The sequence below is a fragment of the Paraburkholderia sp. MM5384-R2 genome (assembly GCF_014201025.1).
GTDB classification, from domain to species: domain Bacteria; phylum Pseudomonadota; class Gammaproteobacteria; order Burkholderiales; family Burkholderiaceae; genus Paraburkholderia; species Paraburkholderia tuberum.
In genome coordinates this window covers 224,949-250,349 of record NZ_JACHDI010000009.1, presented here as the reverse complement: position 1 = coordinate 250,349, position 25,401 = coordinate 224,949, and the positions used below count along the sequence as shown (strand labels likewise).

21 protein-coding genes and 1 pseudogene are annotated in these 25,401 nt (G+C 59.0%); 8 read left to right on the top strand and 14 right to left on the bottom strand.

The annotated features are described in order from the left end of the window. Positions 1–37 precede the first annotated feature (37 nt). The 10 genes from HDG37_RS17465 to HDG37_RS17420 form a co-directional block, all read right to left on the bottom strand. Positions 38–676 carry a carboxymuconolactone decarboxylase family protein gene (locus HDG37_RS17465; protein WP_184049739.1) on the bottom strand — a complete coding sequence of 213 codons (639 nt, stop codon included), beginning with the start codon at positions 674–676 and terminating at the stop codon, positions 38–40. A 324-nt stretch (positions 677–1,000) separates the two neighbouring features. Continuing rightward, on the bottom strand, positions 1,001–1,483 hold the full coding sequence (locus HDG37_RS17460; protein ID WP_184049737.1) for an OsmC family protein: 483 nt from the start codon (positions 1,481–1,483) through the stop codon (positions 1,001–1,003). An 894-nt stretch (positions 1,484–2,377) separates the two neighbouring features. After that, positions 2,378–3,679 carry an FAD/NAD(P)-binding oxidoreductase gene (locus tag HDG37_RS17455; protein WP_260334901.1) on the bottom strand — a complete coding sequence of 434 codons (1,302 nt, stop codon included), beginning with the start codon at positions 3,677–3,679 and terminating at the stop codon, positions 2,378–2,380. 393 nt (positions 3,680–4,072) lie between these two features. Beyond that, a complete protein-coding gene (locus tag HDG37_RS17450) occupies positions 4,073–5,428 on the bottom strand; it encodes an MFS transporter (RefSeq protein ID WP_184049733.1) in 1,356 nt (451 codons plus the stop codon). 316 nt (positions 5,429–5,744) lie between these two features. Continuing rightward, positions 5,745–6,893: an enoyl-CoA hydratase/isomerase family protein gene (locus HDG37_RS17445; protein ID WP_184049731.1), complete on the bottom strand. Its 1,149-nt coding sequence runs from the start codon at positions 6,891–6,893 to the stop codon at positions 5,745–5,747. Further along, on the bottom strand, positions 6,890–7,681 hold the full coding sequence (locus HDG37_RS17440) for an enoyl-CoA hydratase (protein ID WP_184049729.1): 792 nt from the start codon (positions 7,679–7,681) through the stop codon (positions 6,890–6,892). The genes HDG37_RS17445 and HDG37_RS17440 overlap by 4 nt, the downstream gene beginning before the upstream one ends. A gap of 66 nt (positions 7,682–7,747) precedes the next feature. Further along, positions 7,748–8,881, bottom strand: a complete 1,134-nt coding sequence (locus HDG37_RS17435) for an acyl-CoA dehydrogenase family protein (protein ID WP_184049727.1) — start codon at positions 8,879–8,881, stop codon at positions 7,748–7,750. Positions 8,882–9,104: 223 nt separating this feature from the next. After that, positions 9,105–10,007 (bottom strand): 3-hydroxyisobutyrate dehydrogenase, encoded by a 903-nt coding sequence (gene mmsB, locus HDG37_RS17430; protein ID WP_184049725.1) that lies wholly within the window; start codon positions 10,005–10,007, stop codon positions 9,105–9,107. Positions 10,008–10,034: 27 nt separating this feature from the next. Then, complete coding sequence (locus HDG37_RS17425) at positions 10,035–11,561, bottom strand: CoA-acylating methylmalonate-semialdehyde dehydrogenase (RefSeq protein ID WP_184049723.1); 1,527 nt, start codon at positions 11,559–11,561, stop codon at positions 10,035–10,037. Positions 11,562–11,648: 87 nt separating this feature from the next. After that, complete coding sequence (locus HDG37_RS17420; RefSeq protein WP_184049722.1) at positions 11,649–12,962, bottom strand: MFS transporter; 1,314 nt, start codon at positions 12,960–12,962, stop codon at positions 11,649–11,651. Between the two features lie 141 nt (positions 12,963–13,103). Here HDG37_RS17420 and HDG37_RS17415 point away from each other — a divergent pair, with 141 nt between their 5' ends. Then, positions 13,104–14,054 (top strand): LysR family transcriptional regulator, encoded by a 951-nt coding sequence (locus tag HDG37_RS17415; protein ID WP_184049787.1) that lies wholly within the window; start codon positions 13,104–13,106, stop codon positions 14,052–14,054. A 331-nt stretch (positions 14,055–14,385) separates the two neighbouring features. Here the strand turns inward: HDG37_RS17415 and HDG37_RS17410 are convergent, their stop codons facing one another. Further along, positions 14,386–14,697, bottom strand: coding sequence for a DUF4148 domain-containing protein (locus HDG37_RS17410; protein WP_184049720.1), 312 nt, complete (start codon positions 14,695–14,697; stop codon positions 14,386–14,388). Between the two features lie 525 nt (positions 14,698–15,222). On the opposite strand from HDG37_RS17410, the gene HDG37_RS17405 reads away from it, so the two are divergent. From HDG37_RS17405 to tnpC, 3 genes are all read left to right on the top strand, one after another. After that, a complete protein-coding gene (locus HDG37_RS17405) occupies positions 15,223–15,540 on the top strand; it encodes a transposase (RefSeq protein ID WP_311541492.1) in 318 nt (105 codons plus the stop codon). A gap of 157 nt (positions 15,541–15,697) precedes the next feature. Next, positions 15,698–16,051 (top strand): IS66 family insertion sequence element accessory protein TnpB, encoded by a 354-nt coding sequence (tnpB, locus tag HDG37_RS17400; RefSeq protein ID WP_184049718.1) that lies wholly within the window; start codon positions 15,698–15,700, stop codon positions 16,049–16,051. A 126-nt stretch (positions 16,052–16,177) separates the two neighbouring features. Continuing rightward, positions 16,178–17,779 (top strand): IS66 family transposase, encoded by a 1,602-nt coding sequence (gene tnpC, locus HDG37_RS17395; RefSeq protein ID WP_184049716.1) that lies wholly within the window; start codon positions 16,178–16,180, stop codon positions 17,777–17,779. A 9-nt stretch (positions 17,780–17,788) separates the two neighbouring features. Here the strand turns inward: tnpC and HDG37_RS17390 are convergent, their stop codons facing one another. Continuing rightward, positions 17,789–18,049: a hypothetical protein gene (locus HDG37_RS17390; RefSeq protein WP_106285463.1), complete on the bottom strand. Its 261-nt coding sequence runs from the start codon at positions 18,047–18,049 to the stop codon at positions 17,789–17,791. 110 nt (positions 18,050–18,159) lie between these two features. Next, positions 18,160–19,494, bottom strand: a complete 1,335-nt coding sequence (locus HDG37_RS17385; RefSeq protein ID WP_260334908.1) for a sigma-54-dependent Fis family transcriptional regulator — start codon at positions 19,492–19,494, stop codon at positions 18,160–18,162. A gap of 339 nt (positions 19,495–19,833) precedes the next feature. Between HDG37_RS17385 and HDG37_RS17380 the strand changes: the two genes are divergently transcribed. The 4 genes and pseudogenes from HDG37_RS17380 to ctaD all read left to right on the top strand — a co-directional run bounded on the left by HDG37_RS17380 (position 19,834) and on the right by ctaD (position 23,994). After that, positions 19,834–20,700, top strand: a complete 867-nt coding sequence (locus tag HDG37_RS17380) for an MBL fold metallo-hydrolase (protein ID WP_184049785.1) — start codon at positions 19,834–19,836, stop codon at positions 20,698–20,700. A gap of 180 nt (positions 20,701–20,880) precedes the next feature. Then, positions 20,881–21,687, top strand: coding sequence for a sulfite exporter TauE/SafE family protein (locus HDG37_RS17375; protein WP_184049712.1), 807 nt, complete (start codon positions 20,881–20,883; stop codon positions 21,685–21,687). A gap of 147 nt (positions 21,688–21,834) precedes the next feature. Beyond that, positions 21,835–22,226 (top strand): annotated as a pseudogene (locus HDG37_RS17370) (c-type cytochrome); the annotation flags it as partial. A gap of 154 nt (positions 22,227–22,380) precedes the next feature. Beyond that, entirely contained in the window at positions 22,381–23,994 is a 1,614-nt protein-coding gene (gene ctaD / locus HDG37_RS17365; protein WP_184049711.1) for a cytochrome c oxidase subunit I, read from the top strand. Between the two features lie 130 nt (positions 23,995–24,124). Here the strand turns inward: ctaD and HDG37_RS17360 are convergent, their stop codons facing one another. After that, entirely contained in the window at positions 24,125–25,060 is a 936-nt protein-coding gene (locus tag HDG37_RS17360) for a LysR family transcriptional regulator (RefSeq protein WP_184049709.1), read from the bottom strand. Between the last annotated feature and the right edge of the window lie 341 nt (positions 25,061–25,401).

The following is a 25,401-nucleotide window of genomic DNA, read 5'->3' as shown; positions in this document are numbered from 1 at the left end:
CGAACGCTCGCTGCGCTGGCGCAGCGTGACACAGGTCTCAGGCACTTGCAACCTGTAGCGCATTCCACTCCGCGAGCGTCGCGTCGATGCGCGATGCGATCACGAGGTGGATAACGTCGGCCAGCTCGCGATTGGTTGCTCCCGCCTGCATGGCGTCGCGACTATGTTTTTCGATGCAGTAGACACACCGCGAAGCTGTGGCGCAGGCAACGGCGATCAGTTCGTATTCGCGTGTCGTCAATCGCGAGTCGGAACCATGGGCGGTTTCGATCCGATGGACCAGGCTATCGAAAGCCTCGGGACTGGCGCTTCTGAATTGCCGCATATAGGCTCGGTCCTGCTTTGGATCGTGGCTGTGGTTGTCACTCCCATTCGGATCAGTGAATTTGAACACGAGCCGCCCATAGGCCGTGGCCGCGCCGGCCTTGAGCTCGCATGCGACGAACACAGCCTCCGCGATTTCTCCGTCTGACGCGAGATGCCGGGCGTGAACAACAGCTTCCTTCGCCATGTCCCGGTTCGGGATCGACAGTGCAATGGCGAGCCGAACCAGGGCGGCCAGCCGGGGCGTCAGGCTTTGCGCGGTTGCTCGCTGGATATCGGTGGCGTAGCGGTCGACCGCATCAACGATCTGCGGACATTGCGTTTGCAAAAACTCACTTGAATTGGCGGTCATGCTAATTCTCCTTTGTTTGCGGCGCCGAACATCCGGGCATACGCAGCTGCGACGACGCGATCTGTTCTAAGATGGCTGAACGCTTAGCTAGAGTGCGACGATGCCTCGGCCGGCATCGCGAGGTGTTCGGGCCTGCGCCTAGGACGTGGCGCAGACAGGATGGACGCGCGATCCGAGAACGGGCCCAGTTGTGTCGTCCTGACACCGGCCTATGCAAGGTTGGCGAGCATTTGATGCGAGAGGCCGACGTGAAAGCGCGATTCCGTGGTGTATCGGCGAACACACACATGCATCCGCCGTCTGGTACGCCTCACCGTCCGACGGTCAGCCATCGACGCCTTCGCTACTCGGTTCCAGTACGATCTTTGTTTTCACCGAATTTCCGATGTAGCACGCATGATGGGCCATGCGATGCCACTCCTCCACATCGTCACGGCTGGGGCGCTTTTCACCCTTGAACACAACGTGTGGCGCCAGCATGACATGACTCATCCACACCGTCCCGTCAGCCTCCTTGGAAAGCGTACCCGTCGCCTCGTCGGCATAAGATCCGACCGCGCATTTCGCCTTTGCGGCAAACATCAGGAAGAACAACATGTGACAGCTTGAAAGAGCCGCAATGAACGCCTCCTCCGGGTCTACCCCGGACGGGTCCGACATTGGTTCACGCAATACTTCGGGAGAAGGCGAAGCCTTGACGACCGCGCCACCGTCAAAAGACCATTCGTGCACCCTGCTGAAGCGCCCATCCGTAAAAACCTGATCGGGCGGGCACTCCCACCGTACTGTTGCCTTATGTGAAGCCATGAGGGAATTGTCTCCATTTTCGTCTACTGATGAATACCGACGCAGTATGGTTCGTCAGCTAAACGAAGCGTATGCGTGGCTTCCACCCGTGTCTTGTACAGAATTGCGCGAGCACGAAAATCGATGAGACTTCAGCTTGATCACGGGAAAGCGTTGAGGGCTCTGGGACGATTGCGCATCCACACTCCTGAGTCAGCGGGGCCCGGCAAGACCGCTTGATGCGATGACAAAGCTAACTCGAACCACTGCGTTACTGAAAGGGCTACCAGTTCATCCGGGCTGGCCCGGGCAAGCGACGTGCGGTGTTGGCGATCTGAAGTGCGTCGAGACGGGTATGCGCCAAAAGAATGCAGGGCGCGCCGCGAGCGCAACCGATGCGTGTGGCACGTTAGCGGTCCCTTCGCGGCCTTTCACGCATCGCAACTGTTCGGACCGGGAAGCCACCCGAAGAGTCGCGCCGTGCGCGGCTCATGCAGTTCAGGGCGCGTCCTGCCTGGCACCCATCGATATCTCGCGGGTCGCGAATTGCACTACTGCGTCATGTGGCGTAACGCGGCAACACGGCCATCTCTGTAATCCTGGAGATGTGGGGTGCAATCTGCCAGCGCAGCGTTGCAATCGCGTCACGTATGCGATCCTCGCTGCATCGACGTTCAGTGATGGCATGCCGTTTCTGAAGGCGCTACTTACGCCGGCCGCATCGTCAGGCCTGGCGTTGCGCGGACGCATCTGGCATGAGTTGGCCGATCTTCGGTCATACCCGCGATGGCTGTTGCAATGGCACCTCGCGCAGCATCATCGATCCGTTCAACAAACACTACTATCTTGTATCGCCTGATGCCGTCGACCTACTGCCATCGCGTAGTTAGCGCGCGATGCACGAATTTTCGGGTGCTACCTTTTTATTTCCGGCGCTACCAGCCATTCGCGGCCCTTCAACATACCGTGCCAATAGACAAAAGGAAGCAATCTGGTCTTTAGCATCCACGACAATCTGGACGGACGTTTGCCGTTTATCAGCCACGTTGGGAACGTCGGCGTAACTTTTCCTCCGTAAGCAAATTCTGCCAATACGATTTTCCCACGTTCGACGGTCAGAGGGCAGGAACCATAGCCATCATATACAGCGGTCCCGTGGGAGCGCGTGAGCGCAGTGAGTACATTCTGCGCTACAACTGGGACTTGCTTACGTGCCGCAGCAACAGTTTTCGCGTTCGACATCCCGCCAACATCCCCGAGCGCGTGGATGTTCTCAAAGCGCTTATGCTGCAAGGTCGCAGGGTCTACCTCCACCCATCCTGCAGCGTCCGCCAGCTTGCTCCTGCTGACGAAATCAGGGGCCTTCTGCGGTGGGACGACATGAAGCATGTCGTACTTGCGCGTCACGAGCTCGCTACTGCCATCCGGGGTCGCCCGCTTAAACGTTGCGGTCCTAGCTTTTCCATCGACACTCACGAGGTTTTCGCCAAAGTTCAACGACACACCGTATTTCTCAACATATTCCATCAGCGCGGGCACGTAGTCGGCCACACCGAACAAAACGGCGCCCGCGTTGCAAAATTCAATCTCTACCTTTCTCAACATGCCGCGTCGCTGCCAGTAATCCGCCGATAGATACATGGCTTTTTGAGGTGCTCCCGCACATTTGATCGGCATAGGAGGCTGAGTGAATACAGCTTTGCCGCCGCGAGCGGACAACTCCTGGACTAACGCCCAGGTATAGGGCGCCAGATCGAATCGATAGTTCGACGTAACCCCACCTTTTCCTAGCGCCTCCTCCAGACCGTCGATCGCCGCCCAGTCCAGCTTGAGGCCTGGACAAACGACCAGATGATCGTAGCCAACATTGCCCGCGTCCGTAACCACAAAGTTCCATTCCGGTTCGAACCCGGTTACCGCAGCCTTGATCCACTGAACGCGGTCGGGCATTACCGATGCCATTGTCCTGACCGTAACCGCTTGATCAAATACACCTCCGCCTACCATCGTCCATCCGGGTTGATAGTAATGAACGTCGGCTGGCTCAATGATCGAAATATCAAGGTCCGGCATCCGGGAAAGCAGGCTCGAGGCAACGCCGATGCCAGCAGCACCGCCCCCGACAATGACGACTGAATGCCTTCTGCCTACAACGGGCGATGATTGCAAACCGCCCGCGGCGCGCGGGCTCCCCTCACCTGCTACTTCATAGATCATTCCCTGTCTCCACTCATTTAATGGAACTCCAGCCCTTGCAACATGAGACCATCCCAACAGTCCGAGACGCGCTGCCAGCGCGTTGCGGTCGCCACGCCGTGGTCCAACGGCAGACGACATATCCGACGGAAAGTCAAGCATCCAGCTGAAAAAAGCAGATTCCTGAGCTAACTTACGTCAATGGTATCAGCCATCACGCACTGCTCTTCCTACTCAAACTGATGCACGTCTCAGTCTCTCACCGTTCCTTAATCTGGTCTTGAACAGAATTTCACGGACAGAACCCAGCGGCGCGGCAATAAGGCCTAAAGAGCTGGGCGGCGAGTATTCAGAACGCCTCCTGAAATCCGGCGTTCCTGAACTGTGGTAGACAAACTATCGACGACACGCTGGTCACAATCCGGCCTCCGCCGCATGTTCCGCCGGCAATGACGACGACTGACCTCCCGCCCGGCGATTGTGATTGATACAAAGCATCGCGATCGCCGCGATAACGGAGGGAATCGCGATGGCAATGAAGTTCTGTTTCAACGGCAGAGACATACCGACCAACGCCCCGATCATCACTGGTGCCAGGATCGCGCCCACGCGGCCGACTCCAGATGCCCACCCGATCCCCGTGCCCCTGACTGCTGCGGGATAAAACTGTCCCGCGTATGCGTAGCCGGCCAACTGTGTGCCGATGGTCGATGCCCCCGCTACAAAGACAGCAACCAACAGCAAACTGTGAGGCAACCTGAAGCCCAGCAGGACGATGGAAATCGCTGCGCAGGCATACATGCCCGTGAGCACATGCTTCATATTGAAGCGGTCTGCCAACCACCCGCCGCTCACCGCACCGACCAGTGCACCAAAATTAAGTACAAGGACGAAAGTCAACGCCGACCCAAGGCTGTAACCTGCATTTGCCATCAGCTTTGCAAGCCACGAACTCAGTGCATAAACAACAAACAGCCCCATGAAGAAGCTTACCCAGATAAAGAGGGTACTGATACCTCGCCCGTCTTCGAAGAGGGTTGTCAGGCCAATGCGCTCTGACTTGAGCGCTTCGGGTAACTTAAAATGATAACTGCCCGCAGACTCCAGGCTCGGATCCAGCGCAATTGCGATTTTTCGCAATTCGTTGACGCGGCCCTTGCGCTGGAGAAACGACATGGATTCGCTCATATATCTGAGCACGAACGGTACCAACAGTGCCGGTAGGCCCGCCGCGATAAAAACAGATTCCCACCCGTACTTGAGCAGCAGCGCCTTTCCCAGCACAGCGGCGAGCATACCGCCGACCGAATAGCCGCTGAACATCAGCGTTACCAGAGTCGAGCGCATGCGCCGCGGTGAATACTCGGTCATTTGGGCAACCAGAATCGGCATGACTCCGCCCAGACCGATCCCGCCGATAAACCGCAGAATACTGAACACCTTCGGCTCATGGGTGAAACCTGCTGCCGCCGTAAATGCACTGAAGATCAATAAGCTCGCAGCAATCGTCCATCGCCGGCCCAAGGCGTCCGCGAGCATCCCCATAATTACCGCGCCAAACATCATTCCGAACAACGCAGAACTGACCATAAAACCGGCACTAGCGGCTGAAACACCCATGTCCTGCATTATCGAAGGCAAAGCTACGCCGGCGACCGCCAGATCATATCCGTCGAATATGATGACAATCGCGCACCAAAACAGGTTTCCATAATGGAATCGATTCAGTCTGGCGTTATCCACCAGACCACTGAGGTCGAGCTTATTCATGACGACGTCTCCAATATAGTATTATGGACTGCTATATATCTACGCTCTACATCGACGCTCAACTACCAAAGCTTGGGGCTAATACGGCATTCTGCGCCTCACTGATTCGATGGCGTGCAAGCCGCCGGTCTATCGCGAGCGAGCGCCCCACTCTCTACGGTACGGCTTGCCAACGAATCAGGCGCGTTCGGCATGATCTCCTTATAAGCACAGCACAAGGTGGACATTGCAGCACCGCGGTGCTCACGCTCTCATTTCCGTATTCCACTAAAGGTTTCTAAGCGGATGTCCTCCGAAAATATGTTTTAGAAGTCGCTCAAGGCTCGAGATTCGCAAGCGGGTGAGTGTCGCTTTGCCACGGTGAAGTCAGGAAATGGGAAACACGCTCAATCGGCACCGTCTCGATGTTCGGCGGTGCCCAGTGCGGATTTCTGTCTTTATCGACGAGATGCGCGCGTACCCCCTCACAGAAATCTCCCTCTTCAACTGCCCGTGTAATGATGCCGAGTTCCATCCTGAAACATTGAGCAAGTGACATTTGCCTGCCACGCATTAACGCTTCGCGGGTAACCAGTTGCATGGTGGGAGAACAGCTCAAAAGCGAATCTAGCGTTCGTTGTAGCCAGTCGCGCTCATCGGACGGGGGATCGCTGTCCAGCGCGTTATGCAGTGACGCGATGATGTGCACTACGCTTGCGTCGGACTCGAAGTGTCGCATGATCAGCGACGAAAACGGGGCCAAGGCGTTCCTCGAATCGGTCTCAACTTCAGCTGAGCCGCCTAGCACCGAGCGCAAAGACGCGAGCACGTCGCGATCGGACCGAACCTTCATGAGGCGCTCGTCAAGATCGCTCAACGCGCCAGCCGGTACGCAGAAGTCGGCCAAACCCAGCCGAACTGCATCCGGCCCCCCCAAGGTGGCACCCGTCAGTCCAAGATAAAGGGACATCGCCGGAGGCATCGCTGCAAGGAAATGCGTGGCGCCTACATCGGGTAGCAGACCGATCCGTGTCTCTGGCATCGCCATCTTTGTTCGCGTGGTCGCGATCCGAAGGTTCGCTGCCTGTCCAAGGCCCATCCCACCGCCCATCGTAATGCCGTCAAGCAGTGCGACGACCGGTTTCTCAAACCTGTGCAACTCGTAGTCCAGCCGGTATTCTTCCGCGAAGAATCGCTGCCAACCCGTCTCGCCGAGTTTGTCGCCACAGCGGGCTTGCTCGTAGAGCGTACGCACGTCGCCCCCGGCACAAAAGCCCTTCTCTCCCGCCCCTTCGAATAGCAATGCGGCGATCGCGTCGTCGTTGCGCACGTGCTCCAATAGCCCGGACAACATTCGGATCATAGGCAGCGTGAGCGCGTTCAGGGACTGCGGACGGTTCAGCGTTGCAATCGCAATGCGATTGACGACACGGAACCCGATTTCCGCATCAGCGCCGGGAATCACCGCGGCAAGCGTGGCATTCATTTGACGTTACCCGAAGCAAGTTTCCAGTTTGGCGCACGCTTCTCGAGAAATGCATTCACACCTTCGAGCTGATTCGGCGCTCCAAATAGGTCGACAAACCGTTCCCGCTCCACTGCCAGTGCCGATGAGCGCGGAACGCCGTTTCGTGCCTGGTGTATCAGCACCTTGCTGAACTCGACCGCCTCCGGGCTAAGTCTCGTGACACGCTCCGCCATCGCAATAGCCGCCTGGCGCGCCTCACCGGCCGCTACTACTTCCTCGACCAGACCGATTCGAGAGGCCAATGCCGCATCAATCTTTTCCCCCGTAAGGATGATTCGCTTTGCCCAACCCTCGCCGACAAGCCAAGGTAGCGTCTGCGTGCCACAGCCGCACGGGAGTAGGCCCACCTGGGGTTCCGGCAGCGCAAGGACTGCGCGTTCGTCTGCAATTCGGATGTCACACGCGAGCGCACACTCAAGGCCACCGCCCATGGCGTAGCCGTTGATAGCTGCAATGACGACAGGGCGGGCGTTCTGCAGTTCTTCGAAAGCCGCTCCGAACGCCGCGGCCGCCGCTCTCGCAATGTCGGCGCTGCCACCTGAAAAGGTGTTCAGGTCCGCACCGGCACTAAAGAACTTTGCTCCACTGCCGGTAATCACAACAGCTCGCACTTTTGGCTCAGCGTTCAACTTCACAACGGTCCATCTTAGCTGCACCAGCCCCTCGGGTGTGAATGCGTTGGCGGGCGGGCGCGTCAATGTAAGGACAGCCACGCTGTCGTCTGCCAGATACTCAAGTTCGATCACTTCTTTTCCTCCATAGGACCCGGCAGCAATTGCCGCGGTCAAGACGATCGTTCGTCGTTGGTGTGGTTACAGCTGACGCGCAATGAGCATTCGTTGCACTTCGCTTGTGCCTTCATAAATCTGCGTGATCCGGGCGTCCCGGTAATGGCGTTCAACGTTATAGTCCTGAAGGTAGCCGTATCCTCCGTGGATCTGCAGTGCATCCGAACAGACCTTTTCGGCCATCTCCGAAGCAAAGAGTTTGGCCTGCGACGCTACGGACAGGCATGGCATTCCAAGGGTTCGCAAGCGCGCTGCATGGTGTACGAGGAGACGAGCCGCGTTCAGATGCGTCACCATATCGGCGAGCATGTTTGCAATACTCTGATGCGAAATCAGAGGCTGACCGAACTGCACTCGTTGACGCGCGTACTCACGAGCTTCCTCGAATGCTGCTTTCGCGATTCCAATAGCCTGTGCGGCAATACCGATACGTCCGCCTTCGAGGTTGGATAGCGCGATTCTGAGCCCTTCCCCCCGTTCGCCAAGCAGGTGCGTTTCAGGAATGGTGCAATCATCGAGGGAAATAGAACAGGTGTCAGATGCGCGGATTCCCATCTTCTCCTCGAGCCTGCCAACATTGAACCCAGCCGTGTCCGTAGGCACAATGAACGCCGATATTCCGCGTTTGCCCCGCTCCGGATCCGTCACGGCAAAGACAATGGCCAGTTCCGCGCGCGACCCATTGGTCACAAACTGCTTACTCCCATTGATCACCCAGTGCCCGTCTCGCAGCTCGGCTTTCGTACGGAGGTTATGGGCTTCCGATCCTGCCTGTGGTTCAGTCAGGCAGAATGCACCGATCAACGCGCCCGTCGCAAGACCATGCAAGTAGCGGTCCTTTTGCGCAAGATTTCCGTATTGCAGTATGGGACCGCAACCAACCGAATTGTGTACGCTCATCATGGCCGCACAAGAAGCACAGCCGGCTGCGATCTCTTCGATTGCAGCGGCGTATGCCACATAGTCCGTATAAGTCCCCCCCCACTCAGCAGGTACTATCATGCCGAGGAAGCCGAGTTCGCCCATCATTGCAACAACGTCGTCGGGCAGGATTCCGCCGCGGTCCCATTCGGCCGCATGCGGCGCGAGACTTTTCATCGCAAAGTCGCGCGCCGCGTCCCGGACCATCCGCTGTTCATCTGTTAAGAAGTCATCCATCACATCTCCTGACATTCCAGTGTGTACAGCAGCCGCGGACATCGGATCCCTGAAGATATTGCCGTATTACTGTGCGACCACCAGTTGGATAAAACGGCCGGGGTACTGCATTGCTCACCGTTTAGTGCCGGCATGCCGACGCCGAGGGGGAGGCGCGTAAATGCCGACAGTGGCAAGCACGAGCCCGGCTCGCGACTGACGCACGGCAGCGAACGATTTTTTGCTAGCCGGGCACCACGTTCGCATCAGCCTGATAAAGGCGCATGATTGCGGAGAAATCGAGCCGCCCCGCTCCTCGAGCGCTCATCGCCTGATAAAGCTGTTGCGCCAGGGCGCCCATGAACGCTGGCTGACGTGCTGCTTTAGCAGCATCCGTAGCGAGTCCGAGATCCTTGAGCATCAGGTCTGTTCCAAAGCCTCCCGTATATCCGCGCGACGCCGGGGCTGTTCCGATTACCCCGGGGAACGGGTTGTATGTGTCAGAACTCCAGCAACGGCCGGTTGACGTGTTAATAATGCCAGCCAACACGCTCGCATCAATACCCAACGCGTCGCCCAGCGCCATCGCTTCCGCAACCCCCGCCATGGTCACACCGAGTACGAGGTTGTTACAGATCTTGGCCACCTGCCCCGTTCCTGTCTCGCCGCAATGCACGATGTTCTTGCCCATCGCGGCCAGCAAAGGGACAATTTCTTCGTACTCATCCTTGGAGGCACCGACCATGAACGTCAGCGCACCAGCAATCGCACCGCCTGTTCCACCGGACACAGGCGCGTCGACAAAGGTGTTACCGCGTTTTTCGCACAGTGCGGCAAGTTGCCGTGCACTGGCCGGATCGATGGTGCTCGAATCGATGATTCTGACACCGTCCGCGATACCTGCAAGAACTCCTTCGTCACCTGTGAGCACTTGACGCACGTGTGCGGCAGCCGGCAGCATCGTGATGACGCACTCGACATCCGTCGCCGCCGCGCGTGGTGAGGGAACTGCACGAGCACCGGCCTCGACCAGCGTCCGTACCGCCTCAGCATTGAGATCGAACACATTAAGCGTATGGCCGACCTTGACCAGGTTGAGCGCCATAGGAGCTCCCATGTTACCTAGACCGATAAAACCGATTTTCATCGAGATGACTCCCAGTCCGTCTGTCAATTAGCGCAGGCTAATCGTCGTATTCACGCCGTCATTGACCGTTGCATCGTCAAACCAGCGAGCCGTGACGGTTTTAGTTTGCGTGTAAAACTGCACTACCTGCTTCCCATAGGGGCCAAGGTCGCCAAGCTTCGATCCACGCGATCCTGTGAAGCTGAAGTAAGGGACCGGCACAGGAATCGGGATGTTGATTCCGACCTGGCCGACGTCGATCTCGCTCTGGAATTTGCGTGCCGCGGCGCCGCTTTGAGTGAACAGACCGACACCGTTCCCGAGCGGATTGGCGTTGACCAGTGCAATGGCCTCATCCAGCGTTGCCGCAGTCATAACAAGCAGCACCGGTCCGAAAATCTCTGTCCGGTAAATCTCCATGTCGGTCGTCACTTCGGTGAAGACCGTCGGACCGATAAAGTTGCCTTCTTCGTACCCCTCAACGCGAACATTGCGTCCGTCGAGCGCAAGCGTCGCGTCTTCCAGTATGCCGGCTTGAATCAGACCAAGGATGCGCGCCTTGGCCGCACGGGAGACGACGGGTCCAATATCGGTTCCCGGCTCGTTACCCGCATTTACCTTCAGCGTCTTCGCTTTCTCGACGAGATCGTGGATCCATTCCTGGGCGGCCCCCACGAGCACGACGACCGAAGTCGCCATGCACCGCTGCCCCGCTGCACCGAAGCCCGCACCCACCAGTGCATTGAGTGTCTGCTCCCGATTTGCGTCGGGAAGAACCACCGCATGGTTCTTTGCGCCCATCATCGATTGGACGCGCTTCCCGTTTTCACTCCCGAGACGATAGACATGCGTCCCAACGGCAGTCGAGCCCACAAATGAAATGGCCTTCACCATTTCGTGTGTGCAAAGTGCGTCAACCACCTCCTTGCCGCCGTGGACTACGTTCAGAACGCCCTTGGGAACACCGGCTTCAAGCGCCAGTTCGACCAGCTCCATCGTCGAAAGCGGATCTTGCTCCGATGGCTTGAGCACGAACGTGTTCCCACACACGATTGCCATCGGAAACATCCATAACGGAATCATCGCCGGAAAGTTGAAAGGCGTAATTCCGGCGCACACGCCAATCGGCTGGCGAAGCGTGTACGTATCAACGGCCCCGGCGACGTTTTCCGCAAACTCGCCTTGCTGGAGCGTGCCGATCGAACAGGCGTGCTCAACGACTTCCAGCCCTCGAAAGATGTCACCTTCGGCGTCAGGGAGGGTCTTGCCTTGTTCGGCCGTCAACGTTTTGGCAATACGCGACATGTTTTCCCGGATCAATGCCTGATATCTGAGCATGATGCGGATTCGCGCCCCGATCGGCGTATTCTTCCAACTTGCAAACGCGGCGTGAGCGCTGCGGATGGCCGCATCGATCTCCTTGGTCGTAGCGAAAGGTACACGGGCCAGCACTTCCTGCGTTGCGGGGTTCACGACGTCGCGCCACTCGCGTGTTTCCGATTCGACGAATTCGCCGCCAATCAACAACTTTACCGTCTTGACGTCGGCGTTCGAAGCTTGGGTTACTGCGTTCATATCGACTCTCTTTCAGGTGGGACAGATCAAAAGGGCGGCGATGCCAGGCCGCGTGTAGGATGTCAGTGTTTCGTAGTTGAGCTCGAATCAGTCGGTCCGCAGGCGCATCAGCAGGGTGCAAATGATTCCAACGACGCCGAGCCCAACCATGTAGGCCACCACGTAGCCAGGCTTGCCCTCATCGGCCGCCAGCAACGCCGTTGCAATCATCGGTGCGATTCCACCACCCAAAACACCAGCGATCTGCACTGCGAGCGAAATCCCGCTGTAGCGGATTTCGGGAGGGAATTGAGCAGCAAAAAGTTGCGACTCTGGAGCGTACAGAATCGGAAACACGACACCGGATCCCAGCACCATCGCCCACCAAACTGCGGCTGGATGCCGCGTGCCAAGCATGGAGAAAAAGGGAGCCGCAAATGCGCACATAATCATCAAGCCGATCAGGAAGAGTGTCCGCTGACCGATTCGATCGCTTAGCCAGCCGCAAAACGGCATGGTTATCAATGAGACCGCAGCGCCAGCGGTAATTGCGTGCAGGATGTCCGGTTTCGGGATTTTCAGCTCGTTGGCTGCATAGGCGAGCGCGAACACCACCACAAGATAGAACCATGTGTTCTCGGCTGTGCGTGCGCCAATGATCAACAGGATCTGCCTGGGACACCGGCGCAGGGCCGCCAGTACCGGTGCTTTCGTTCCGGCGCCGCTTGCCTGGATGCGCTCGAAGGCCGGAGATTCCGGAACCCCGACACGAATGAGCCATCCAACTACCACCAGGACAACGCTGGCGAGAAACGGAAGCCTCCATCCCCACGAGAGCAAATCGGCTTCCGGAAGCCTCGCCACGGCCGTCATTGCCACAGATGACAGCACAAGCCCGAAGCCCACTCCCGTCTGTGGAAGACTGCCGAAGAAGCCTTTGCTCCCCGCCGGCGCGTGCTCAACCGCCATCAGTGCTGCGCCACCCCACTCACCCCCGACGGCCATACCCTGCATAAAGCGCATTGCGACCAGCGAACCTGCGGCCCAGTAACCGATGGTTTGATAGGATGGAATCAGACCGATTGCCATGCTGGGAATACCCATCATAAGCAGAGTCACCAACAGCATAGACTTGCGGCCTACTCGATCGCCGAAATGACCGAACACAATGCCACCCAAGGGGCGCCCGATAAAACCAACGCCGTAGGTGGCGAATGCTGCGAGGGTGCCCAGGATTGGGTCCAGGGTGGGGAAGAAAATCTTGTTGAATACCAGCGCGGCGGCGGTCCCGTAAAGGAAAAAGTCGTACCACTCGATGGTAGTACCGGCCATACTCGCCCAGCCCGCCAGCACGTAGTCGCGCTTGCGCTTTCGAGCCGGCGTGGCGCTCGCTCCCGCATCTCTCGTGGAAGAGATTTGCATCTCGTGTCTCCTGTCTTTGGAATCTTCGTAGCGCTGATCGCGCGGCTCGGTACCGTGCTGAACGCCGTCTATCAATGCATCTTGTCGCCGAGTATAGTTACTCGAATATCCACTGCGAATACCGAAAAAAGCCCATCCGTCATGCAAAAAAACACAATGAACCTCGCCGGGCACCTGAACTGGGACGATCTGCGCTATTTCCTGGAAGTCGCCCGCACGCAAACTGCGAGTGCCGCTGCCAAGAAGCTGGGCGTGGACCACACCACCGTCGCCCGCCGTGTGCGCGAACTGGAAGTGGCATTGGGCACGGTGCTTTTCGACAAGTCCAGATCAAGCGGCTTCATATTGACCAGCGAGGGGCAACGATTGCTCGCCTATGCGGACACAATGGAGACGACAGTCCAGTCTGCCAGTGAACAGTTCGCGAGCGGCTCACAAACGCTCACAGGCCATGTCAGGCTCGGGTCAACAGAAGGATTCGGCTGTTTTTTTCTTGCACCCCAACTGGCGCATTTTTCCGCCCGGAACCCGGACGTATCGATTGACTTGCTGCCCGTGCCGCACTTTGTGAGCCTGTCCAAGCGCGAAGCCGACGTTGTGGTGACCCTCGAACAGCCGAAGCGCGGACAATACATCTACACGAGACTCTGCGATTACCGCCTGAAGCTATACGGCGCTCGCGAATACTTGAGTCAGCGCCCACCGATCGAAAGCGTCGCTGATCTCCGTGAACACGCATTTATCGACTATGTTGCCGATCTCGCTTTTAGCCATGAGCTTTTATATTTGCATAACACCGTCCCAAACGTCGTCGCGACGCTGTGCAGTACAAGCGTGATCGCGCAGTATCATGCGGCCCTCGAAGGTAAAGCGCTCGCAATTCTTCCATGCTTCATGGCGGAGCAGAATCCAGCGCTGGCCGCTGTACTGCCCGATGATGTCGTCGTGACCCGGCGTTTCTGGCTATCCAGCCGCGAAGAACTCCGTCGGCTGCGCCGCATAGAGTCGCTGTGGGACTACTTGCGCGCAGCCGCCGAGCAGAATCGCGACCTGCTTATGGGAGAATCAGGACAGATGCGCTTTCTGCCATGACTTGCGCATCTCACGCCCGCCGGCGACACCAGCGCTCATGGTCGGCGAACCCGTTTGCCAGACGACACCCGTCTGTGTTTGACGCGCTCCGCCTGGCAGCCGGAGACGCCCATGCCCCGGGTCGAGACGCCGGCCGTCGTGAGCGTCGCTGCAGGCGCAAGATGGCCATAGGCGAACGTGCGCATGACCGGCGGTCAGCCGCGTCTCGACCCACAGCAACCCTCACGGCGCGATGGTGTCTGCCCGACGATGAAACGGCAGGGTTAAGAGAGCGAACGGTACCGCGCGTAGTGCAACCAGTTCGGTAACCGGATCGGTCTTAGCCTACGAGTCAAGGATGGTCGTACATTGCACGCCAGTCTCCCTTGGATACTGCCGGCCGCCCGGCGTCCGAAGCGCCATTAGCCCCCGTGCCGTATCCACTGACGGCGTTCCCGTGCGCCACAGCAACACGCGCCTCAGCGGCCTGGATGTCAGCCGGATAATAGGGACTTGCGGCTGCAGGGCTGTACCCCGCATGCTCTAATTCGATCAGTTCATCTCGCACCTGTGCACGAGTGATCGTAGAACCGCCCTGAGCCCAAACCATCATCGGCGTAAGCAATGCAGCAGCGAGCAAACACGACTTCAGCGATGTCTTCATGATTATCTACCCCCAGATTTTTCCTGTTCAGAACAGCCCTGTTCTTGAATCAGTAAAGGTAGATTACAAAAATGAGATCGACAGATTAAGACCCACGGCTGGATAAAACTGTTGTCACCGCACCGGGATTCATTTCCTTTAACAACCGCAGGCGAGCGTCGCATTCGGTTCGAGCCGCCGCGATTGACTAGGAGATACTCTCCTAGCTGATGGTCGCAGTCTCAGAACGTGCATCCTGGCTCTGCTTATGTAATGGTGCCTGCGGCCTCCCAGCGTTCCTTGCAGCCTCAAAGGCTATGAGGTCACATTAACTGAAAATGGTCGCGGTGGAGCGATCGGGCATGACCGCCGCGCGCGTGATACGACCCCACGTCCTCGACGCGATGTTTGTGGTCCACGCCAAGGCAACATGGCGGGTACAGTAATGCCTTTGGCGCATTCGTAAGCGCGAATTTAAGCGCACCTAGAATTCGCATCTGAACGAGCGCAGGCTTGCGTCCGCAACCACAACTTGCGGACGCAACCATGACTGAAGATGACTTGGCTTTTTTGCCGCTGAAGGTAACGCATATCGATCGGGGCGGCAGGCGGGTGTTTGACCCTCAGGATAAGCGGCGACTGATCGATGCATGCCGGCGGCCTGGAGTATCGGTATCGGGCATGGCGCTCAAGGCCGGCGTAAACGCGAACCAGTTGCGCAAATGGATTTGCGCACGCACACCGGCGAACGAAGCTGCGCTCGCCGGGCCTGATAGCGTGCAAACTCACCATCAACGTTCGTGCCGGTCGTTGCGGTTGGCGACACGGCGTCAGTGTTCTCCCGTGCGCCTGCTGCGTCGTTAGCTCCGGATCGTGGCGAGGCATCTCGTGTGTCACTGTGCTCGGCGCCGTCGGCGCGTTTGTCGGCGACACTGCCCAACGGCGTCATGGTTGAACTCGAATGCTCGGGGCAAGACGGTTCGCTCGTGACGGCGATGATTGCTGCGCTGGGGGCGCACTGATGTTCCGCTTCGACGCCGATCTTCGGATCTACCTGCACCGCGAGCCGATCGACTTCCGGGCCGGAATCAACAGCCTGGTCACGCTGGTCGAGCAGTCGATGCAGCTTGACCCGCTCGCGCGAGCCGTCTTCGCGTTCCACAACCGCAAACGCGATCGCGTGAAGCTTCTGCTTTATGACCGGGCCGGATTCTGGCTCCTGTTGAAACGCCTTGAGGCGGACCGTTTCGTTTGGCCCCGTCGTCAGCAGGCCGTGATCGAGCTCACGGCCGAACAGCTTCACCTGCTGCTCGACGGCGTCGATGTCGACGCGGTGCGCCGTCATCCTGCGCGACAGTACTGCCACGCGAGCTGAATTGCGGTATCGCCGATGCCCCGCCAAGGGACGTCCTTCGGGGCGTTGCGAGTAAACAACGGCCGGCTCGGCTGTTACACATTTCGGTAAACCCATGCGGCGCTGAGCTTCGCTATCGTGGAGCACATGAAAGCCGCCGATCTCTCGCGATTGCCTCGGGCCGCCAAGGCCTACATCAACGAACTCGAAACCGGTCTGGCCGAGCGCGACGCCAGGATCGATGACCTGACCAGGCGCCTGGATGCGCTTGAAGAGCAATATCGTCTCGCGTTGGCCCGACAGTACGCTCCCAAGAGCGAGAAGCGTCGTGACCGCGTGTTCAACGAGGCGGAAGAGGCGGCCCAAGCGGAGCCGGCCGGGGAGGACGACGGCGACTTGCCCACGATGCCAGACACCGGGTTGCCTGAGGTCGACAAGCCCGAACTGCGCAAGCGTGGCCGCAAGCCGCTGCCAGCGAATCTGCCGCGCGAGCGTATCGAGTACGACCTGCCCGAGGACCAGAAGATCTGCCCGTGCTGCAGCAAGGCAATGCATCGGATGGGCGAGGAAGTCAGCGAGCAGTTGCACATGGAGGTCAAGGTGTCGGTGCTGCAGCACGCGCGCTTCAAGTACGCGTGTCGCCACTGCGAGCATCACGGCGTGCGCACGCCGATCGTGGTCGCGCCGATGCCGGCGCAACCCTTGCCGGGCAGCCATGCAAGTGCGTCGATGATCGCCGCCGTCACGGCCGGCAAATATGTCGACGGCACGCCGCTGTACCGAATGGAGGACGTGCTCGCCCGCTCGAACATCCGGGTCAGTCGCGGTACGCTGGCGAACTGGATCATCCGTCCCGCCGAGCTTCACTACAAGCGCCTGTTTGACGCGCTCAAGAAGATTCTGCTGCGCCAGTGGCTGATTCACGGCGACGAGACCACCGTCCAGGTCCTGAAGGAAAAAGGCCGAAACGCACAGGACACGTCATATATGTGGGTCTACCGAAGCGCCGAGGATAGTGAGCAACCGGTGGTGCTGTTCGAGTACCAGCCGGGGCGTGGCCAGCAGTACCCGAAAGACTTCCTCGGAGACTACGCGGGCACGCTGATGACGGACGGCTGGCCCGCGTGGCGGACGCTCAAATCGGCCACGCACCTCGGATGCCTTGCCCATGGACGCCGCCTGTTTACGGACGCGCTCAAGGGGCAGAAGAACAAACCAAGCCCCCGTATCACGAAGGCGCTCGAATTCTTCCAGGCGCTATACCAGGTCGAGGCGCTCGCCAAACAGACGTTGCCCGAAGGCGAGACGCTAGCCGATTACCGGTACCGCCTGCGGCAGCAGCACAGTGTGCCGTTGCTAAGCGCCTTCAAGAGTTGGCTCGACGAGCTCGCGCCAAAGGTTCTGCCCAAGAGTCTGCTCGGCGAGGCGATTGGCTACTGTCGCAGGCAATGGCCGTATCTGAGCCGCTATGTGGACGATGGCCGGTCCCCAATCGACAACAACGTCATCGAGCGGGACATCAGGCCGTTTGCCACCGCGAGAAAATCGTGGCTCTTCAGCGATACGGTCGACGGCGCGAAAGCGAGCGCGATGATCTACAGCTTGATGCTCACGTGTCGAGCCTGTGGCGTCGAGCCGCATGCCTATCTGCTGCACGTGCTGACCGAACTGCCGCAGCGTGCTCCGGACGCCGATATTAGCGACCTACTACCGTTCAACTTCGCCAAGCAGCAGCCCGTTACCGGGTAACGCACGTCGCTACCGCGCTTGGCCGAAGTATTGGCCCCACTGTTCCGAGTCGGGATCGAGTCGGCGCACGATCGCGTCGTCTGCCCGCGTGATCAGTCGTTCCAGCATCTGACGCTTCGTTACCGAGTAACGGCAAGCCAACCGTGTCAAAGCAAGATAGGCTTCTGTACTCACCCACATATCCAGACGTCGATCACCGTTGCCGTCCTTGCCTGCCGTCTCGCGCCTTGCCCGATAAGCCGCTTGCCGCTGCGCCGTCGTTTGCGTCATCTCCCACCTCCTCACTGTCGTTACCCGGTAACTATCGATATGAAACATGTTACCCGGTAACGCGAGACCTAACGATGTGTGGCAGATTTAGCGCTTACGCGCATTCCGCGTTAAAGCGCACGCAAGCGCCGATACAACGTTCGTTCACTCCATCCGAGATGTGAAGCCAGAGATTTGCGCGTTCCAGCAAAGCTCTTCAGGAGGCCCGCAAGTTCCTCGTCGCTCATATCCCGCGACGGGCGGGCTTTTATTATGGTTGGCGCGTCCAGGGTCGCACGTTGCGGCAAACCGGCCAACACACTTTCCGGCAGATGCTCGGGTCGAATAATGCCATCGTCGGCAAAGAGGCACGCACGCTCCAGAACATTGCGAAGTTCGCGGACGTTGCCAGGCCACGTATAGCCCTCCAGTTTATCGAGCGCCTCGGGGCTGGCTGTAATCTTGCGCATGGCAGCAGGGCCAGCGGCGTCGTTTGCCTTGCCAATTCGCTGCAGAATCGAATCGACGAGAAGCCGAATATCCTCGCGTCGTTCACGCAACGCCGGCAGTTGGATCGGAAAGGCGCTGATCCGGTAGTACAGATCTTGTCGGAATCGACCATCTTCGACCATTGTCAGCAACGGCTTGTGCGTGGCCGCGACCAGCCGGAAGTCTGCATGTAGGGTCTCAGTTCCGCCAACGCGACGAAACGTGCCCGTTTCGATAAGGCGCAACAATTTCACCTGCATGGCTAACGGAACGTCGCCGATTTCATCCAGAAACAGTGTCCCCCCTTGCGCCGTTTCCAGTAGCCCAGGCTTTTTTGCGTTCGCCCCCGTGAAAGCACCCTTCTCATATCCGAAAAATTCACTTTCGAATAGCGTCTCCGCGATGCCCGAGCAATCGACGGCGACAAGCGGGCGCCCCGCACGAGGACTAGTCTCGTGCAGCGCGCTCGTGAACAGTTCTTTCCCGGTTCCTGACTCTCCAAGAAGTAACACGGGTAACTTCGACGGCGCCACCCGCTGCAACGCGGAAAGTGCCGCGTTAAACGCAGCGGAGCGGCCAACCAGGCCATCCTCGCTTGGCCTGGCCGATGCGCTGCGGACGGTTGTAAGTCGTTCCACATAGGCGATTATCTCGTGCTGCCCGTCGAATATCGGCCTTAGCTCGACATCAATGTGCTCGGGACCGCGCGGCGTGAAATGAATATGCAGAACCCGATCTGGCCCTCGCTGGCTCTGTGCACGCTTCATCGGGCAGTGCTCACCCGCCTGGTCGCAGGGGACGTCGTAGTGATGTGACACTTGATAGCACTTGCGGCCAACATGTGACACACCACCTAGGCCAAATTGCCGCTGGTACGCGGTATTCGCCGCGAGGATACGGTAATGTGGATCGAGCACAATCATCGGTTGCGAGTCGTGGTCCAGGTAGGACAGCAGCGCGCCAATGTCGGGGGGCATGTCCTCGCCATCGGTTGCGGGTGACGCGCGAGACGACGCCAGCGTCAGTGGAGAGATATCCGAAGTCAGTTCAGGCGATTTCATAAGCGACGGCAGTTAGAAGGTATACCGACTATAGCTGCCTTCGGGACCGCTGCCAATTCTGCCACGACACTGACAGTTCATGCCACGGACGACTGCCATTGCGCTGACTTGTTAAAGAGGATCCAGCGCTCACCTGACCAACTCCTTTGCAGACGGGCTGCTAAATCGCCACTCGCTCATTGGCGCGGACCTTGCTTAAGACCAAGGGTTATCTGCTATACATCAAAGGAGACGCCGTTGGACACTCCGAGCCCGATGGTCATCGAGGGGTTCTTCGATCCCAGCACGTCGAGCATAAGCTATCTGTTGCTGGACGCATGCACGGGTGATTGCGCGCTCATCGACACCGTTCAAGACTACGATCCCAATTCCGGCCGCACCAGCACGGCAAGCGCGGACAAGCTCATCTCGCGTACCGGCGAGTTCGACGCAAAAGTCTGCTGGATTCTCGAGACTCACGTTCACGCCGATCATCTATCGGCGGCGCCATACTTGAAGCAGAAGCTTGGCGGGCAGATCGCCATTGGCGCTGACGTGACGAGCGTGCAGGACACGTTCGGCCAGCTGTTCAACGCGGGATCGGACTTTCCGCGTGATGGGCGGCAGTTTGACCGCTTGCTCGGTGACGGAGACACGCTTGCTGTCGGTAACCTGGCCGTGCGCGCAATGCATACACCAGGCCATACCGCCGAGTGCACGACGTATGTCGTGAACTACGGCACCAAAACGGTAGCATTCGTTGGGGACACACTCTTCATGCCGGACTATGGCACCGCTCGCTGTGACTTCCCTGGCGGCGACGCCCGTACACTTTTTCGCTCGATCAATCGAGTGTTGAGCCTGCCTGCGGACACGACGCTCTACATGTGTCACGACTATCAGCCCGGAGGCCGGGAGCTGCAGTTCTCCACCACGGTCGCGGAGCAACGCGAGCGAAACATCCATATCCGCGACGGAACGAGTGAAGAGAGTTTCGTCGCCATGCGCACCGCTCGCGACGCAACGCTCAACATGCCATCGCTAATGCTGCCGTCCGTGCAAATCAACATGCGCGCGGGACGGATGCCATCTGCGGAGAACAACGGCATCTCCTATATCAAGATTCCGCTGAACGCCATTTGAGCCAATCGCGTTAACCGGTCTATCTAACGGGAGAGCTTATGGCACTCCGGGAAGCTGGCAAGAGAGCGGTCGATATCGCTGTAAGTTGCAGAGACCGACCTGCCGGCCATTCGTGAACAGCCTGATAGCTTTGCGTAGCGGCCGCCTTAATTGATATTCCACTGGAACCTTCGAACATAAATGTTGATTTCATTGATCCTTGGCGCACTCGTCGGCGCCGTGCTCGGCTTGACTGGTGCCGGAGGCGGCATCCTTGCGGTCCCCGCGCTTGTCGTGGGCATGGGCTGGCCGATGCAGCAGGCAACGCCCGTCGCGCTCGTCGCGGTTGCTGGTAGTGCTGCAATTGGTGCGCTGGAAGGCTTCCGCCGCGGACTGGTGCGTTACCGCGCTGCACTCCTCATGGCCATCTCTGGCGTGCCGCTCACGACTCTCGGCGTGCGGCTTGCACACTTAATCCCGCAGCGTACGTTACTGACCCTGTTCGCTCTGACCATGCTCGTCGTCGGAGCACGATTGTTGCTGCAGGCGCTTCGACCCGTACCCGTTGGCTCGCCTGCGTCCTCATTGTGCGTTGGCCGTGTGAATCCCACCACGGGACGGATCGCCTGGTCATGGCCAGCGGGACTCGCTCTTGCCTCGACAGGTGCGGTCACCGGCCTCATGACTGGACTGCTCGGGGTCGGTGGCGGCTTTGTGATTGTGCCCATGCTGCGGAAGTTCACTGACGTATCGATGCACGGCATCGTCGCCACGTCGTTGATGGTAATCGCGCTCGTTGGGACAGGAGGCGTGTTTGCAACACTCTTTGCCGGCACACGGGCCCCGCTCGACGCGACGCTATGGTTCGCGTGCACAACGGCTCTCGGAATGGCGGCAGGTCGTGCCGCTTCGCGCTTCCTGTCCGCTGGCCATGTGCAACTCGGTTTTGCGGTCGTCCTCGGATGTGTGGCATTTGGCCTGCTTGCGAAGGCTGCGTTCGGCGTATGAAAGACAGAGAGGTCGGCGCTTAGCGCTGGCTCTGCACTTCGCTCGCCTTGGAGCGGGTATGCCGATATGGTTGCTACTGTCCGTCTGTCTGGCCAGCAGGAAGGATAAACAACAGGGTCCGTAACGGTGAGTGAGCGAATCGTCGTTCACGCAAACACGCCGATCGTCGTCGAAGTGCTGCTGGACGACGACTACTACGCGAGGTGGGTAAGCGCGCAGAAGGCGCAGTTCGCGAGCGCGGGAGTCGATCCAGACAAGGTCTGCACGATGGCCGAACTTGTCGCACCCGGCGAGGAGCTCAACAAGGCGAATTGCGCGGCCTGCCACCAGGTGAACGGCAAGGACCTCGGCGCATTGCAGGGCGTGGACGGCAGCGCGACCGTGAACGGCACGATCGCCGCGCACCTTCAGCGCGCGTGCTGCACGGCAACGGCGCGATGCCATCGCGGGCGCCACTGTCGGACCCCGACAGCGCATCGGTCGTCACGTACGAGCGCAATTCGTGGCGCAACCACAAGAACGATCTGCTGCAGCCAAGAACCCGGAGGATCCTCGTAAGGATACGTGGACACTGATGACAAGCAACGACGCCCGACAGGCTTCGCTAACACCTGATGTCTCGCAAACGGTCGTGTCGCGATACCAGACCTGCACATCAATATCACGCTATCCGCTCCCTTCAAGGAGATTGTCATGTCTAGCATCAGAGACGATGTAGTCGCGGGCCACGAGCACGTGCACGGCGACCATGCCCACGAAACGCCGCAGGGCTGGCGACGCTGGCTGTTCGCAACCAATCACAAGGACATCGGTACGCTGTACCTGATCTTCTCGTTCACCATGTTCCTCTCCGGGGGCGTGATGGCGCTGATGATCCGTGCCGAGCTGTTCGAGCCGGGCCTGCAGATCATGCGTCCCGAGTTCTTCAATCAGCTGACCACCATGCACGGCCTGATCATGATTTTCGGCGCAATCATGCCGGCGTTCGTCGGCTTCGCGAACTGGATGGTGCCACTGCAGATCGGCGCATCGGACATGGCTTTCGCCCGCATGAACAATTTCAGCTTCTGGCTCCTGCCGGTGGCCGCTGTTCTGCTGGTCGGTTCGTTCTTCGCGCCGGGCGGTGCGACCGCCGCGGGCTGGACGCTTTACGCACCGTTGTCCACGCAGATGGGCCCGGGCATGGACTTCGCGATTTTCGCGATCCACCTGATGGGTGCTTCGTCGATCATGGGCGGCATCAACATCGTCGTGACGATCCTGAACATGCGCGCACCCGGCCTCACGCTGATGAAGATGCCGATGTTCGTGTGGACATGGCTGATCACCGCGTACCTGCTGATCGCCGTGATGCCGGTTCTGGCTGGCGCGATCACGATGGTGCTGTTCGACCGTCACTTCGGCACGTCGTTCTTCAACGCGGCAGGCGGCGGCGACCCGGTGATGTACCAGCACATTTTCTGGTTCTTCGGGCACCCCGAGGTGTACATCATGATCCTGCCGGCGTTCGGGATCGTGTCGCAGGTGATCCCGGCGTTCTCGCGCAAGCCGCTGTTCGGCTATAGCTCGATGGTGTACGCGACCGCGTCGATCGCGATTCTGTCGTTCATGGTCTGGGCGCACCACATGTTCACGACCGGCATGCCGGTGACGGGCCAGCTGTTCTTCATGTACGCGACGATGCTGATCGCGGTGCCGACCGGCGTGAAGGTGTTCAACTGGGTCGCGACGATGTGGCGCGGTTCGTTGAGCTTCGAAACGCCGATGCTGTTCGCAGTCGGCTTCCTGCTGGTGTTCACGTTCGGTGGTCTGTCGGGCCTGATGCTGGCGATGGCGCCGCTCGACATCCAGTACCACGGCACCTACTTCGTGGTCGCGCACTTCCACTACGTGCTGGTGGCGGGCTCTCTCTTCGCGCTGTTCGCCGGCTGGTACTACTGGTCGCCGAAGTGGACCGGCTGGATGTACAACGAAACGCGCGGCAAGATCCACTTCTGGGCGTCGATGTTCTTCTTCAACCTCGCGTTCCTGCCGATGCACTTCGTCGGTCTCGCCGGTATGCCGCGTCGTTACGCCGACTACCCGGCTCAGTTCACCGACTGGAACCAGGTCATCTCGATCGGCGCATTCGGCTTCGGTCTCGCGCAGGTCTACTTCCTGTTCGCGGTTGCGCTGCCGGCCTATCGTGGCGGCGGCGAGCACGAAGAAGCCGGCGACAAGCCGTGGGACGGCGCAACGGGCCTCGAATGGACCGTGCCGAGTCCGGCTCCATTTCACACATTTGAGAACCCGCCGACGGTCGAGTGAATTGCCGTACGCTGGAGGTTCGATGAGTCAGATTCGCGATCAACAGGGACATCCAGCAACGCGTAAAGGCATCGACAACACGCTTTGCCAGTCCGCGCACGCACCTGTCGTGCCCTAGCCTGGCTGACGCCTAGTTGACTTCGCCCTCAAACAACGCACGCTCACAATCCAGAAGTCTCGGCATATATGCCTTCAAATGATCGACCCATGTGCGAATTTTGGCATCCAGATAGCGTGTGGATGCGTAAAGCACAAAGATGTTGATCGGATGAAGATAGTACTCGGGGAGCACTCTCACAAGCGTGCCGTCTTGCAAGGCGCGCAGTGCCGAATATGCTGGGACGGCGCCGACGCCAATCCCCAGCTCCAAAGCAGCGGCAATCGATTCTCCCGCGTTACAACGGAACCTGCTTTTAAAAGAATGAGCGATAGGATCCCCTTGCGACGTTTGGAGCGTCCACCGGCCTGCAGGAAATAGCGGATTCGAGATTTCGACACATGGCAGACCATCGAGGTCGCTCGGCTTTCGGACGGGGGCGTGTTTCTCGAGAAACGAAGGCGACGCACACAGAATGCTGGCTGTGGCACCGATCTTCTGTGCGACGAGGACCGAGTCTGGCAGGGTGTCAGCCAACACAACCGCGGCATCCAGCCCCTCCTCCACCAGGTCGGGCATTCTCGTAGAAAGTGTTAGATCGATGTCGACGTCAGGGAACGCATGCGCATAGCTGGCGACGCTGGGAATCACATAGTGATGCCCTATGCCCGAGAAGCCAAATAGGCGCAGACGACCAGATGGCTTCGCCCTCGCATCTCTTGCCTGCGCCTCGACAATATCAAGCTGCTCCAGAATGGATGCGCAACTCTGCGCGTAGCGGTGGCCCGCTTCCGTGAGAGAGACTTTGCGAGTCGTCCGGTTAAGAAGTCTGGCCTGAAGGTGTCGTTCAAGATTCGACACCGCCCTTGAGACAGCACCGGCGCCAACGCCCAGAAAGTCAGCTGCCGCCGTGAAACTGCTTGTTTCGACGACTTTCAGGAACCAGCGCATTTCCTGCAATGTATCCATCAGTGGTCATCCGAGATACGGCGCAAACCAGCGACGGCGCCCGGTTTTACAGATCGCAAATATTCGCGCACGTTTCGATGCTCCCGATCCAGGATGCCAATATCCGTTTCCCGATCGATTGTTTCCAGTGAACTCGGTGCGCCCCGTGGCCAATATGATAGCGGAAGCAGTCGTCTGCGCGCCCCCACCATTGCGGTACGACGTGCGTACACACAGACATTGAATCGGCATGGCGACTCCCGATGACAACCGCAATGCAAATCACCGCACGCGAGTGTACGCGCTTGCATGTCGCAGACGCAACCGGGTTGGCCGAAAAGCGCAAATGCCGCATATTCAGC